10 protein-coding genes are annotated in these 13,473 nt (G+C 74.1%); 7 read left to right on the forward strand and 3 right to left on the reverse strand.

Translation table 11 applies throughout. From position 1 onward, the window contains the following. Window positions 1–62: 62 nt before the first annotated feature. Window positions 63–959 carry a LysR family transcriptional regulator gene (locus tag M0M48_RS00255; protein ID WP_215813202.1) on the reverse strand — a complete coding sequence of 299 codons (897 nt, stop codon included), beginning with the start codon at window positions 957–959 and terminating at the stop codon, window positions 63–65. Between the two features lie 72 nt (window positions 960–1,031). Between M0M48_RS00255 and M0M48_RS00260 the strand changes: the two genes are divergently transcribed. The 5 genes from M0M48_RS00260 to M0M48_RS00280 all read left to right on the forward strand — a co-directional run bounded on the left by M0M48_RS00260 (window position 1,032) and on the right by M0M48_RS00280 (window position 6,963). Further along, entirely contained in the window at window positions 1,032–2,216 is a 1,185-nt protein-coding gene (locus tag M0M48_RS00260) for a thiolase family protein (RefSeq protein WP_257753939.1), read from the forward strand. Next, the gene (locus tag M0M48_RS00265; RefSeq protein WP_257753940.1) at window positions 2,216–2,911 is read left to right on the forward strand and encodes a 3-oxoacid CoA-transferase subunit A; all 696 of its coding nucleotides are present in this window, start codon (window positions 2,216–2,218) and stop codon (window positions 2,909–2,911) included. Before M0M48_RS00260 ends, M0M48_RS00265 begins: the two co-directional genes overlap by 1 nt. Beyond that, window positions 2,908–3,570, forward strand: a complete 663-nt coding sequence (locus M0M48_RS00270) for a 3-oxoacid CoA-transferase subunit B (RefSeq protein ID WP_257753941.1) — start codon at window positions 2,908–2,910, stop codon at window positions 3,568–3,570. Before M0M48_RS00265 ends, M0M48_RS00270 begins: the two co-directional genes overlap by 4 nt. Window positions 3,571–3,865: 295 nt before the next feature. Beyond that, on the forward strand, window positions 3,866–6,235 hold the full coding sequence (lon, locus tag M0M48_RS00275) for an endopeptidase La (RefSeq protein ID WP_257753942.1): 2,370 nt from the start codon (window positions 3,866–3,868) through the stop codon (window positions 6,233–6,235). 185 nt (window positions 6,236–6,420) lie between these two features. Further along, window positions 6,421–6,963, forward strand: coding sequence for a Uma2 family endonuclease (locus M0M48_RS00280; protein ID WP_257753943.1), 543 nt, complete (start codon window positions 6,421–6,423; stop codon window positions 6,961–6,963). A 7-nt stretch (window positions 6,964–6,970) separates the two neighbouring features. Here the strand turns inward: M0M48_RS00280 and M0M48_RS00285 are convergent, their stop codons facing one another. Together M0M48_RS00285 and M0M48_RS00290 are read right to left on the reverse strand one after the other, a co-directional pair. Next, window positions 6,971–8,632, reverse strand: coding sequence for a DNA repair helicase XPB (locus tag M0M48_RS00285; RefSeq protein ID WP_257753944.1), 1,662 nt, complete (start codon window positions 8,630–8,632; stop codon window positions 6,971–6,973). A 9-nt stretch (window positions 8,633–8,641) separates the two neighbouring features. Then, window positions 8,642–10,732: a helicase-associated domain-containing protein gene (locus tag M0M48_RS00290; protein WP_257753945.1), complete on the reverse strand. Its 2,091-nt coding sequence runs from the start codon at window positions 10,730–10,732 to the stop codon at window positions 8,642–8,644. A 240-nt stretch (window positions 10,733–10,972) separates the two neighbouring features. On the opposite strand from M0M48_RS00290, the gene M0M48_RS00295 reads away from it, so the two are divergent. After that, on the forward strand, window positions 10,973–11,812 hold the full coding sequence (locus M0M48_RS00295) for a PP2C family protein-serine/threonine phosphatase (RefSeq protein ID WP_215813194.1): 840 nt from the start codon (window positions 10,973–10,975) through the stop codon (window positions 11,810–11,812). Then, window positions 11,809–13,467: a hypothetical protein gene (locus M0M48_RS00300; RefSeq protein ID WP_257753946.1), complete on the forward strand. Its 1,659-nt coding sequence runs from the start codon at window positions 11,809–11,811 to the stop codon at window positions 13,465–13,467. Before M0M48_RS00295 ends, M0M48_RS00300 begins: the two co-directional genes overlap by 4 nt. Window positions 13,468–13,473 lie beyond the last annotated feature (6 nt).

Here is a 13,473-nt window from a genome sequence, read left to right on the forward strand (position 1 = left end):
ATCCGAGGGATCCAGAAACACAAAGACCAATAGTTCGCTGATTCATAACTCCAGATTATGAATCAGCGGCCCCTCCGCACCAGCTCGGTGAGCACCGCCAGCGTGCGGTGCAGGTGCGGCTCGGTGCGCTCGGCCCGGTGCGCCGCGGTGAGCTCGACCGAGCGGACGGGCCGCACGAGCGGGCGGTAGACGACCCCCGCGAGGGCCAGCGCCCCCACCGGCTCCGGTACGACGGCCGCGCCGAGCCCGCCCGCCACCAGCGTCACCAGCGTGGAGGTCTCGCCGACCTCGTGCCGGATCCGCGGCGCGACGCCGGCCTCGGCGAACAGGTCGCGCACGACGTCGTACATGACGGAGCGGCGGGCGGCCGCGTGCACGATCAGGTCGACGCCCGCGAGGTCGGCGACCCGGACCTGCCGCTTGGCCGCGAGCCGGTGCCCGGCGGGCACCGCCACGACCAGCCGCTCCTCGCGCAGGCGGGTGACGGTCAGCCCGGCGTCGTCGTCGGTCGGGCGGAGCAGTGCGATGTCGATCGCGCCTGCGCGCAGCGCCTCGACCTGGTCGGCGACGAGCATCTCGCCGCGGAACGCGAAGTCGACGCCGGGCAGCTCCTCGGCCAGGCGCCGGGAGAGGTCCGGGAGCAGGCTGTACGTCGCCGATCCGACGCACCCGATCGCGAGCCGCCCGACGACGCCGGCCGCGACCCGCCGGGCCTCCTCGGCGGCGTCGTCGACCGAGCCGAGGATCGCCCGGGCCCGCTCGAGGTACGCCGTCCCGGCCTCGGTCAGGTCGACCCGGCGGGTGGTGCGCACGAAGAGGTCCACGCCCAGCTCGGCCTCCAGGCGCCGGATCTGCTGGGAGAGCGGCGGTTGCGCCATGTGCAGCCGCTCGGCGGCACGACCGAAGTGCCGTTCCTCGGCGACGGTCACGAAGTAGCGTAGGTGGCGCAGGAGATCCATATCTGAACTCGTCTCAGATGGGTCCGATATTGATACTTCACAATATCAAGGCGTCCCCCTAGCGTCGGGACCGTGAGCGCCTACGTCTACACCGCGGTCCGTACGCCGTTCGGCAGGTTCAACGGCGGCCTGGCCGACCTCCGTCCCGACGACCTCGCCGCGGAGGTCGTCCGCGCCGCCCTGGCCCGGACGCCCGGCCTCGACCCGGCCGCGATCGGCGATGTCGTCTGGGGCAACGCCAACGGCGCCGGCGAGGACAACCGCAATGTCGGCCGGATGGCGGTCCTGCTGGCCGGTCTGCCCGTCAGCGTCCCCGCGACCACGGTCAACCGGCTCTGCGGATCCAGCCTGGACGCCGTCCTCGTCGGCTCGCGCACGATCGAGACCGGCGACGCCGACGTCGTCCTGACCGGCGGCGTCGAGTCGATGACCCGGGCACCCTGGGTGCTGCCCAAGCCGTCGCGGGCGTTCCCCGCGGGCGACGTCACGGCCGTCTCGACCGCCCTCGGCTGGCGCCTGGTCAACCCGGCGATGCCGCCGGAGTGGACCGTCAGCCTGGGCGAGGCGAACGAGCAGCTGCAGGAGCGGTTCGGCATCTCCCGCGAGCGGCAGGACGCCTTCGCCGCCCGCTCGCACCAGCGGGCCCACCAGGCCTGGGAGGACGGCTTCTACGACGACCTCGTGGTGCCCGTCGCCGGGGTCGACCTGCCCCGGGACGAGAGCATCCGGGCCGGCAGCACGCCGGAGTCGCTGGCCGGCCTCAAGCCGGTCTTCCGCAAGGACGGCACCATCACCGCCGGCAACGCCTCGCCCCTGAGCGACGGCGCGTCCGCCGTCCTGCTCGGCTCGGCGGGTGCCGCGGACCTCATCGGCACCGACCCGGTCGCCCGCGTGGCGGGTCGCGGCGCCTCCGCGCTGGAGCCCCAGGCCTTCGGCTACGCCCCCGTCGAGGCCGCGAACCTGGCGCTCGCGCGGGCCGGCATCTCCTGGTCCGACGTCGGCGCGGTCGAGCTCAACGAGGCCTTCGCGGTGCAGTCCCTGGCCTGCGTCGACGCCTGGAAGATCGACCCCGAGATCGTCAACACCCGCGGCGGCGCGATCGCCCTCGGTCACCCCCTCGGCGCGTCCGGCGGCCGCATCGTCGGGACGCTCGCCCAGGTGCTGCGCGAGCGCAACGAGCGCTGGGGCGTCGCGGCGATCTGCATCGGCGTCGGCCAGGGCCTCGCCGTCGTCCTCGAGAACGAGGGGGCCCGCTGATGGCGCGGACGTCGTTCCTCGACTCCGCGGACGAGGCCGTCGCCGGGATCGAGGACGGATCGACCGTCCTGGTGGGGGGATTCGGCCTCGCCGGCATGCCCTTCGACCTCATCGACGCCCTCATCCGCCAGGGCGCGACGGACCTGACCATCGTGTCCAACAACGCCGGCAACGGCGAGGTCGGCCTCGCCGCGCTCCTCCAGGCCGGCCGGGTGCGCAAGGTCGTCTGCTCCTTCCCGCGCCAGGCCGACTCCTACGTCTTCGACGAGCTCTACCTCGCCGGCCGGATCGAGCTGGAGGTCGTCCCCCAGGGCAACCTCGCCGAGCGGATGCGCGCCGCCGGCGCGGGGATCGGCGCCTTCTACAGCCCCACCGGCGTCGGCACGCCGCTCGCCGAGGGCAAGGAGCTGCGCGAGATCGACGGGCGCCCGTACCTGCTGGAGCACCCCATCAAGGGCGACTACGCGCTGATCTCCGCGCACCGCGCCGACCGGCTCGGCAACCTCGTCTACCGCAAGACCGCCCGGAACTTCGGGCCGGTGATGGCCGCCGCAGCCACGACCACGATCGTCCAGGTGAGCGCCGTCGTACCGACGGGGGAGCTTGACCCCGAGGCCGTCGTCACCCCGTCCATCTACGTCGACCGTGTGGTCGCCGTCGAGGCCCGCCACTACACCGTCCAGGGAGCACGATGACCACCGCCGAGCACCTCGACCGCGGCCCCCTCTCGATGGACGAGCTCGCCGAGGTCATCGCCCGCGACATCCCCGAGGGCTCCTTCGTGAACCTCGGCATCGGCCAGCCCACCAAGATCGCCGACCACCTGCCCGCCGAGCGCGGCGTCGTCCTGCACACCGAGAACGGCATGCTCGGCATGGGCCCCGCGGCCCACGGCGACGAGGTGGACGCGGACCTGACCAACGCCGGCAAGGTGCCGGTCACCGAGCTGCCGGGAGCGTCGTACTTCCACCACGCGGACTCGTTCGCGATGATGCGCGGCGGCCACCTCGACGTCTGCGTGCTCGGCGCCTACCAGGTCGCCGGCAACGGCGACCTCGCCAACTGGCACACCGGCAAGCCCGGCGCGATCCCCGCCGTGGGTGGCGCGATGGACCTCGCCATCGGCGCCAAGGACGTCCTCGTGATGATGTCGCTCTTCGGCAAGGACGGCTCGCCCAAGCTCGTCCCGGCCTGCACCTATCCGCTCACCGGCGTGGGCTGCGTGAGCCGGGTCTACACCGACCACGGGGTGTTCGAGGTCGGCGGTGACGCGGTCGTCGTCCGGGAGACGTGGGGGATCAGCGTCGCGGACCTGCGCCGCCGGCTCGGCGTGCCGCTCGCGACCAGCGGCTGACCGGACGGTTTCCGGCACGGTCCCGAGGGGGGAGGGAGGGCCCGTGCCGCGCCGAGCGACGCGCGGCGGGCGCGGCGGGCGCGGCGGCCGACGACCTGGTCGCGACCGAGGCGTGGGCGGCCGAGATCGAGGCCGCTTTCGCGCCCCGGGCGCTCGGTGCGCCGGGGTGGGACTGGGCCGCGGTGGGCCTCGGCCAGCGGGACTGTCGGGCGCTGCGGGCCTGAGCGCAGGAGTTCCCCGGTTCGCCGTTGGCGAACGCCGGAACACCGGGCCCCGGCAGCGCATTGATCGGTGCATGACGAACCCGATCCAGCTTCCGGTGCTGTTCCTCTCCGATGTGGTGGTGCTCCCCGGGATGGTGGTCCGGGTCGAGCTCGACGAGCCCGCCCGAGCCGCCATCGACGCCGCCCAGATTGCTGCCCGCGAGTCCGGTGAGACCGCCCAGGTCCTCGTCGCTCCGCGGCTCGAGGACCGCTACGCGTCGTACGGCGTCGTGGCCACGGTCGAGAAGGTCGGCCGGTTCTCCGGCGGCGCGCCCGCGGCCGTGCTCAAGGCCGGCGGCCGAGCACGCATCGGCAGCGGTGTCACCGGACCCGGTGCGGCCCTGTGGGTCGAGGTCGAGCCCGTCGAGGCCGACACGATCACCGACGAGGCGCGCACGTTGGCCGACGAGTACAAGTCGCTCGTGGTCGGCCTCCTCCAGCGCCGCGAGGCGTGGCAGGTCGCCGACACCGTCACCCGGATCGACGACCCCGCGACCCTGGCCGACACCGCGGGCTACGCACCCTGGCTCTCCGACGACCGCAAGCGACAGCTGCTCGAGACGGCCGACGTCGTCGCCCGGCTGCGCCTGGTCGTCGAGTGGACCCGGGAGCACGTCGCCGAGTCCGAGGTCAGCGACAAGATCGACTCCGAGGTGCGCGAGTCGCTGGAGAAGTCCCAGCGCGAGTTCCTGCTGCGCCAGCAGCTCGCCGCCATCCGCAAGGAGCTCGGCGAGGGTGACCCCGACGGCGGCGACGACTACCGCAGCCGGATCGAGGCCGCCGAGGTCCCGGACGCCGTCCGCGAGGCGCTGCTGCGCGAGGTCGACAAGCTGGAGCGCTCCAGCGACCAGAACCCCGAGGCCGGCTGGATCCGGACCTGGCTCGACACCGTCCTCGACCTGCCCTGGTCGGTGCGGACCGAGGACGACAACGACATCGCCGCGGCCCGCGCGGTGCTCGACGCCGACCACCACGGGCTCGACGAGGTCAAGGACCGGATCACCGAGTACCTGGCCGTCCGCGCGCGCCGTGCCGAGCGCGGGCTCGAGGTCGTCGGCGGACGGGGCTCCGGCGCCGTCGTCCTGCTGGCGGGACCTCCGGGCGTCGGCAAGACCTCGCTCGGCGAGTCGGTCGCGCGGTCCCTGGGCCGTCAGTTCGTGCGCGTCGCCCTCGGCGGGGTCCGCGACGAGGCCGAGATCCGCGGTCACCGCCGGACGTACGTCGGCGCGCTGCCCGGCCGCATCGTCCGCGCGATCAAGGAGGCCGGCTCGATGAACCCGGTCGTCCTCCTCGACGAGGTCGACAAGGTCGGCTCGGACTACCGCGGCGACCCCGCGGCGGCCCTGCTCGAGGTCCTCGACCCCGCGCAGAACCACACCTTCCGCGACCATTACCTCGAGCTCGACCTGGACCTGTCCGACGTGCTGTTCATCGCCACGGCGAACGACGTCGGCGCCATCCCGGCGGCCCTGCTCGACCGCATGGAGCTGGTCTCGATCGACGGCTACACGGAGGAGGACAAGGTCGCGATCGCCCGCGACTTCCTGGTCCCGCGCCAGCTCGAGCGGGCCGCGCTGTCGGCCGACGAGGTGACCATCACGGACGAGGCGCTGCGCGAGATCGCGGCGAACTACACCCGCGAGGCCGGCGTACGCCAGGTCGAGCGGCTGCTGGCCAAGGCGTTCCGCAAGGCGACCGCGCGGCTCGCGTCGGGTGAGTCCGACCGCGTCGACATCGGCGTCGACCAGCTCACGGACCTCATCGGGCGGCCGCGGTTCACCCCCGACGTCGAGGAGCGGACCTCGGTGCCCGGTGTCGCCACCGGCCTCGCGGTCACCGGCATGGGCGGTGACGTCCTCTACGTCGAGACCTCCGTCGCCTCCGGCGAGGCGGGGCTCACCGTCACGGGCCAGCTCGGCGACGTGATGAAGGAGTCCGCGCGGATCGCGCTCTCGTGGGTGCGCTCGCACGCCGCCGAGCTGGGCATCCCGGCCGCTGCCTTCGAGCAGTCGATCCACGTGCACTTCCCGGCGGGCGCCGTACCCAAGGACGGGCCGTCGGCCGGCGTCACCATGGTCACCGCATTGGTCTCGCTGCTCACCGGTCGCCCGGTGCGCTCCGACATCGCGATGACCGGCGAGGTCACGCTCTCCGGTCGGGTGCTCCCGATCGGCGGGGTGAAGCAGAAGCTCCTCGCCGCCCAGCGGGCCGGCGTGGCCGAGGTGTTCATCCCCGAGCGCAACCGGCCCGACCTGGACGACGTCCCGGCCGAGATCCTCGAGCAGCTCACCGTCACGCCGGTCGGCGTGGTCACCGAGATCCTCGAGCGGGCGCTGGTCACCACCGCGGCCGCGGACACGACCGCGACCACGGACGCGGTTCCGGGGCACCAAGCGGCCTGAGCGGCCTGAGCCGCGGCCCCTTCCGTCCCCCTCCCACCGGAGAAGGCCACCTGTCATCCACAGGTGGCCTTCTCCGTGTGCGGTCTCCCCAGGCGCCGCGGGCCCGTTCGGGCTCATCGACGATCCGCGACAGCCTCGCTCCATGGACCTTCAAACGCTCCCGAGAGTGAGGCAACATGACCACCATGGCCGCCCGTTCGACCCCGATGCTCACCCGCGACGACCTCGACCGGATGCCCGACGACGGCAACCGGTACGAGCTGATCGAGGGTGAGATCGTCGTGTCCGGCGCACCGACCCTGCATCACCAGATCGCCGTGACCCGGCTGATCGTCGCGCTCCACACGGCCTGTCCCGAGCACCTGCTGGTGACCCAGGCGCCCTTCGACGTCGTGCTGAGCGAGCACACCGTCGTCCAGCCCGACGTCCTGGTGCTCGATCCCGAGACAGTCGACGACCGCGGCCTGGCCGGCCCACCGCTGCTGGCCGTCGAGGTGCTCTCCCCGAGCACCCGACACCGCGACCTCGGCCTCAAGAAGCGCGTCTACGAGCAGGCCGGCGTCGCGGCCTACTGGGTCGTCGACGTCGCGGGCGACCAGGCCACGCTGACCGCCTGGGACCTCCGCGACGGCGCCTACGTCGCCGCCGCGGCGGTGGCCGGCGACGAGGAGTGGGTGGCGCGGGTCCCCTTCGAGGTCAGGGTCGCCCCTGGGAGGCTCCGACGCTGAGCCGGGCTCAGCGGCCGGCGAGCTCGTCCCCGGCGTCGACGATCCGATAGGCGTAGCCCTGCTCGGCCAGGAACCGCTGCCGGTTCTGGGCGAACTCGGCGTCGACGGTGTCGCGCGCGACGATCGTGTAGAAGTGCGCGATCTTCCGCTCGCCGTCGGGCCCGGGCTCCCCGGGGCGCAGCAGCCGGCCGAGGCGCTGGGCCTCCTCCTGGCGGGAGCCGAACGACCCCGACACCTGGATGGCGACCTCGGCGGTCGGCAGGTCGATGGAGAAGTTCGCGACCTTCGACACCACGAGCAGCCCGAGCTCGCCCGAGCGGAAGGCGTCGAAGAGCCGCTGGCGCTCCTTGACCGAGGTCTGCCCGGTGATCACGGGAGCGTCGAGGGCGGCCGCGAGCTCGTCGAGCTGCTCCAGGTACTGGCCGATCACCAAGGTGGGCTGCCCGGCGTGGCGGGCCACGAGGTCGCGCACGACGCCGACCTTCTCGGGGGTGCAGGCCGCGAGGCGGTAGCGCTCCTCTGGCTCGGCGGTCGCATAGGTCATCCGCGAGGCGTCGGGGAGCGAGACCCGTACCTCGATGCAGTCGGCGGGGGCGATCCAGCCCTGGGCCTCGATGTCCTTCCACGGGGCGTCGTACCGCTTGGGGCCGATGAGCGAGAACACGTCGCCCTCGCGGCCGTCCTCGCGGACCAGCGTGGCGGTCAGGCCGATCCGGCGGCGGGCCTGGAGGTCGGCGGTCATCCGGAAGATCGGAGCAGGGAGGAGGTGCACCTCGTCGTACACGATGAGGCCCCAGTCGCGGGCGTCGAACAGCTCGAGGTGCGGATAGACGCCCTTCCGCTTGGTCGTGATGACCTGGTACGTCGCGATGGTGACCGGCCGGATCTCCTTGACCGTGCCGGAGTACTCGCCGATCTCGTCGGGCGTCAGCGACGTCCGGCGGACCAGCTCGTCCTTCCACTGCCGAGCGCTCACCGTGTTGGTCACCAGGATCAGCGTGGTCGCCTGGGCATGGGCCATCGCGGCCGCGCCGACCAGCGTCTTGCCGGCCCCGCAGGGCAGGACGACGACGCCCGAGCCGCCATGCCAGAACGACTCGGCCGCGTCGCGCTGGTAGTCGCGCAGCGTCCAGCCGTCCTCGGCGAGGTCGATCTGGTGGGCCTCGCCGTCGACGTAGCCGGCGTAGTCCTCGGCCGGCCAGCCCAGCTTGAGCAGCGCCTGCTTGAGGTTGCCACGCTCCGAGGGATGCACCGCGACCGTGTCGTCGTCGATCCGGCTGCCGAGCATGCCGGCGATCTTCTTGGCCCGCAGCACCTCCTCGAGCACGGGACGGTCCGTCGAGGCGAGGACGAGGCCGTGCGTGGGGTGCTTCTCCAGGCGGAGCCGGCCGTAGCGGGCCATCGTCTCGGCGACGTCGACGAGCAGCGCGTGCGGCACGGGGTAGCGCGAGAAGGCGAGCAGGGTGTCGACCACCTGCTCGGCGTCGTGGCCGGCGGCGCGGGCGTTCCAGAGCCCCAGCGGGGTGAGCCGGTAGGTGTGGATGTGCTCGGGGGAGCGCTCCAGCTCGGCGAAGGGGGCGATCGCCTTGCGGCACTCGGCGGCTTGAGGGTGGTCCACCTCGAGGAGCAGGGACTTGTCCGACTGCACGATCAGGGGTCCGTCGGTCACCGCACGAGTCTACGTGCCGGTCGGCACCACCCGGTTGATGCGGTGCACCGCATAGCGCCGCTCGGCATCGAGGTCATCGGCGTCGGCGTCCGCGTCGCGGGCGGTGAGCTGACCGCCCTCGACGGTCAGCGGGAGGATCGCGCGCTCGGCGACGACGCCCTGGTTGTCGGTGAACCCGATGAGGACCGTGCCCCGGCGCTCGATCGCGTCGCGCAGGGCCGAGAGCACCCCGCCTCCGGGCAGGGACGCCGAGGCGGGCCGGTTGCGGGCGGCCTCGTCACCCTCACGCAGGGTCTGCACGGCGGCCACCACCTGGGCCGACTGCCGGGCGGCGGCGCGGGCGGCGTCGGTGACCTCGCGGGTTCGGGGGCTGCGGGCCCGGAGGGCCTCGGCGGCGCCCACCCGGACCACACCGTCGGGTCCCTCGACGACGGGGGCGGCGCCGAGCTCGCGCAGCCGGGGGAGGAGGACGTCGATCGGCACGGTCGAGACCAGGACGGTCGGCGCGATCCGCTGGAGACCGAGCCCGGCGGCCTTGGGGTGGTTCTCGAGCGCGGCGAGCGCGGCCTCGTCCTCGGAGCGGACGAACGACGAGGCGACGCCGACGCGGAGCCGGCCGAAGCTGCGCACCACGTCGTCGATCAGGTAGCTCAGCGGCTGGGGGATCGGTGTCCGGGACGCGGCGAGGACGAACGCGTGCAGCTCGGCCGCGGTCCAGCCGGCGTCGAGCGCCCGTCGTACGGAGTCGGGGGTGAAGCGGTAGACGGTCGCCGCGCCGTGCGACTCCACGTCGGCGACCTGCTGGAGCTGCCGGGCGAGGTCGGGCTCGAGCGGGCCGGGGGCGACGGCGGTGAGGTCGGCCTGGACGAGCACGTGGTCGACCGGCGGGGGCAGCAGCTCGGCCAGGGCCGGTGCGGGGTCGGCGCCGGCGAGCAGTGGTGCGGCATACGGCGCCAGGGTCTCGGCGCCCGTGATGCCGAGGACCGCCGCCTCGGCGACCGCCCACGCGACGAGGTCGGGCCGGGTGCGGGGCCGGCGGGGGCGCTCCCAGGCGAGCCGGGTGACGAGCGAGGGCAGCCCGGTCCCGGCGGCGAGCCCGTGGCCCTCGGGCAGGTCCGCGAGCGCAGCGAGGGCCATCGCCTTGGCCTCCGGCATCCCGGCCGCGGACAGCTCGGGGGTCAGCGCGTTCCAGGGCTTCTGGTCCGGGCCGCGCTCGCCGACCAGCGACGGCAGCCGAGGGCTGGTCAGCCAGGCCTGGGCCAGGCGCGCCCAGCGCTCGGCGGTCGGCAGCTCGCGCCAGCGGTCGAACTCGGTGGTCGGGACCCAGACCTGGTTGCCGTCGGCGTCCGCGCGGGTCCCGAGGAGGCCGGCCTCGCTGGCGACCTCGATCACCAGGGCGGCCTCGCTCTCGCTCACCTGGAGGTGGGCGGCGGTGGCGCGCAGCTCGCGCACGCCCAGCCCGGTCGTGCGCAGGGCGGCGGCGGGGCGGTGGCCCCACCACTCGAGCAGCAGCTCGGTACGTCGTACGACGTCGGTGGCGGCGCCGGCCGCTGCGCTCAGGGTGAGCCGGGACGGGCGCTCGGCCGAGGCCACGGCCGGGACGACGTCGACCGGCTCGGTCGTCGTACGGCCTCCGCGGAGGGCGAGCCCGACCTCGCCGGGGACGACCAACAGACCGGGCAGCAGCGAGCCGCCGGGGACGAGCAGCCGGAGCGCGATGAGCAGCTCGGCGGGCGTCTCGGCGTCCTCGGGAGCCAGGCCGATCCGGGCGCTGCCGGACTTCGCCGTGCCGCCCTCGTCGACGACGTGGTCGAGCAGCTTGCGGGCGCCCTCGGGCAGACCCGCGATGGTCGCCGCGATCTCCTCGGGCGCTCGCGGGGTGGCGGTGCGCGGCCGGATCCCGCTGACCCCGGCGTCCCGGCCGCCGATGAGGGCGTCGGAGATCCCGCTGAGCGGGCGCAGGCCCTCCGGGGTGTCCCAGGCGAGCGCGAGGTCGCGCAGCCGGGTCAGCACCGCGGCGGCGTACCCGGGCTCGGCGTGGACGATCTCGACGAGTTCCGGATCGGTGGTTTGGCCGGCCACCACGAGGGCATCTAGCACCGAAAGCTCGCCTCGGGTGAGGCCGTCGAGCGCGCGAGCGATCGAGCTCCTCACCGCGGCGCGCGAAGCGAGTTGTCCGAAGTCGTGAGGGGCAGGGGTGGCCAGGTCGGGACGTTCCGTGAGCAGGCGTCGGATCCGCTCATCCGGCCACGACCTCAGCTGGTCGGCCAGTGACCGGTGTCCGCTCGGGCCTGCTCCCACGGGGACCACGCTACCGACGCGGTCAGGGCCGCGTGCCGCATGACCCACGTCGAGCTCCACCACGGGGCCGCCACGGACGTCGGACTCGTCCGCCAGGCCAACGAGGACGCCTACCTCGCGGCCCCACCCGTCTTCGTCGTCGCCGACGGCATGGGCGGTCACGATCGCGGTGACATCGCGAGCGCCTTCGTCGTCGAGGAGTTCGCCCGCCTCGCCGAGGGCCGCTACGACCTCGAGCGCGGGACCGCCGTCGTCGACGCCACGCTCCAGGCCGTCCAGGACCGCCTCCTCGCCTACGACGCCGAGCAGCGCGCGGCCGGCGCGGGCGAGGGCTTCGCCGCCGGTACGACGGCCGTGATCGCCCTCCTCGTCGAGTCCGCCGACGGCCCCCGCTGGCTGCTCGCCAACGTCGGCGACTCCCGGATCTACCGCTTCTCCGAGGGCGAGCTCGAACAGGTCAGCGTCGACCACAGCGTCGTCCAGGAGCTCGTCGACGCCGGCCGCCTCACCCCGGCCGCCGCCGCCGTCCACCCCAGCCGCAATGTCGTCACCCGCGCCCTCGGCGGCGCCGCGATGCCCAGCAACGTCAGCGGCGCGGCCGACTACTTCCTGCTTCCCCTCTCCGCGGTCGAGCGCCTCGTCCTGTGCTCCGACGGCGTCAGCGGCATGGTCGACGACGCCGCCCTGGCCGCGATCCTCGCCCGCCACGACGACCCCCGCGACGCCGCCGACGCCCTCGTCGCCGCCGCCGTCGCCGCCGGGGGACACGACAACGCGACTGCCGTCGTGGTGGATGTGGTGGGATTGGCGCACGAAGATCCGTACGACTCGGCCGCCCAGCGGATGAGTCTGGAGCAGAAGTTGGGAGCACTCCCATGAGCGAGAACGCCAGCGCCGACGCCACCAGCGCCACCGAGGCCACCGGCGCCACCAGTGCCGCCGGAGCCTGGTCCTACCGCGCGGGCTCCTGGCTCGCCGTGTTCGGCACCAACGCCGCGATCGTCTTGCCGGCCTCCCAGAAGGACCAGGTGGTCGCCCTCTGGGCGACCGTCGACGGAGGCGCCGGCTTCGACGAGGTCCTCGACGGCCTCCTCGCCGCCGGCCTGAGCCGGATCCCCGGCTTCGTCCTGGTCAGCACCAGCACCGACGGCCCCACCCGCTTCCTCCTGCGCGGCACGGGCGTCGTCGCCACCGTCACCTCCGGCGGTTCGGAGGGCTCGGGCGGCTCCGGCGGCCCGGGCGAGACCGTGACCGTCGACGGCGCCGCCAGCCACACCTGGGTCGAGCGCACCGTCGAGGACGTCACCGCCCTCACCATCACCCTGCCGCCCGAGTCCGAGGACGCCGCCGCCCCGCCGGACGTGGACTTCGCCATCGCCACCGGCCTGGTCCGGGTCGGCCGGATCGACCGCCCCTCGGCCGTCGCGGTCGGTACGTCCGCCGCCGCGGCGCCGCTGGCCGAGCCCGAGGTTGCCGCCGAGGCCGCACCCGAGGCCGCACCCGAGGTCGCGCCCGAGGCTGAGCCCGAGGTCGTCCCCGAGGTCGTCCCCGAGGTCGTGCCGGACGCTGCCATCGACGCGGTCGCGGACGACGGCCCGGTCACCGAGGTCCTCGAGATCGTCGACGACGAGCCGGTCGCCGCCGCTGCTGCTGTTGCTGTCGACCCCGAGGCCGATCCGCTGACCGACCCGCTCCCGGTCGTGTCCGACGAGCCCGACCAGCCGGAGCCCGCGCCGGAGCCCGCCCCCGAGCCCGCCCCCGACGGCTGGGTCACCCCCTGGAGCGAGCCGGGCGCCGAGCCCAGCCCGCTGGACGAGCCGCCGACGCCGTCCGTACCGCCGCTGGGCGTCGGCGGGGCCACCGAGGTCGCGCCGCCGGGATGGATCCCGCCCCCGCCGCCCGGCGTACCGGGGTCGGTGCCGCCGGTTCCTCCGGTGCCGCCCGCGCCGCCGATCCCGCCCGTGCCCGTCCCCTCCGATGTCCCTGACCTCCCGGACGCACCGGACGCCCTCGACGCCCCGCCGCTGCCGATCGGCTCCTGGGAGCCGGTCACCGGTTCCTATCCGCCGCCCCCGGCTCCGGGGGTGGAGCACGACGGCCACACCGTGGCCGGTGGCGGTGAGCCGCCGGCGCCGCCCGTACCGGGGATCCCCGGACAGCCGCAGGTGCCGGCCGTGACCCAGCCGGTCGCCAAGCTGCTCGTGTCCGACGGTCAGACGATCGTGGTCGACCGGGCGGTGCTGATCGGGCGGGCTCCGGAGGCGCGGCGGTTCACCTCGACCGAGCAGCCGACGCTGGTGACGGTGCCGAGCCGGTTGCACGAGATCTCGTCGACGCACGTGGAAGTACGGCCCGGCACCGGCGCCGACCTCGGTACGGCGGTCGTGACCGACATGGGTTCGACCAACGGCACCGTGCTGGTCCAGCCCGGGCTCGGGCCCGAGGACCTCAAGCCGGGGATCGCGGTCCAGCTCATCCCGGGCGCGATCATCAACCTCGGCGACGGGGTCACCATCCAGGTGACCCGTCCCTGACCTGAC

Origin of the sequence: Pimelobacter simplex, assembly GCF_024662235.1 — a bacterium.
Taxonomy (GTDB): domain Bacteria; phylum Actinomycetota; class Actinomycetes; order Propionibacteriales; family Nocardioidaceae; genus Nocardioides.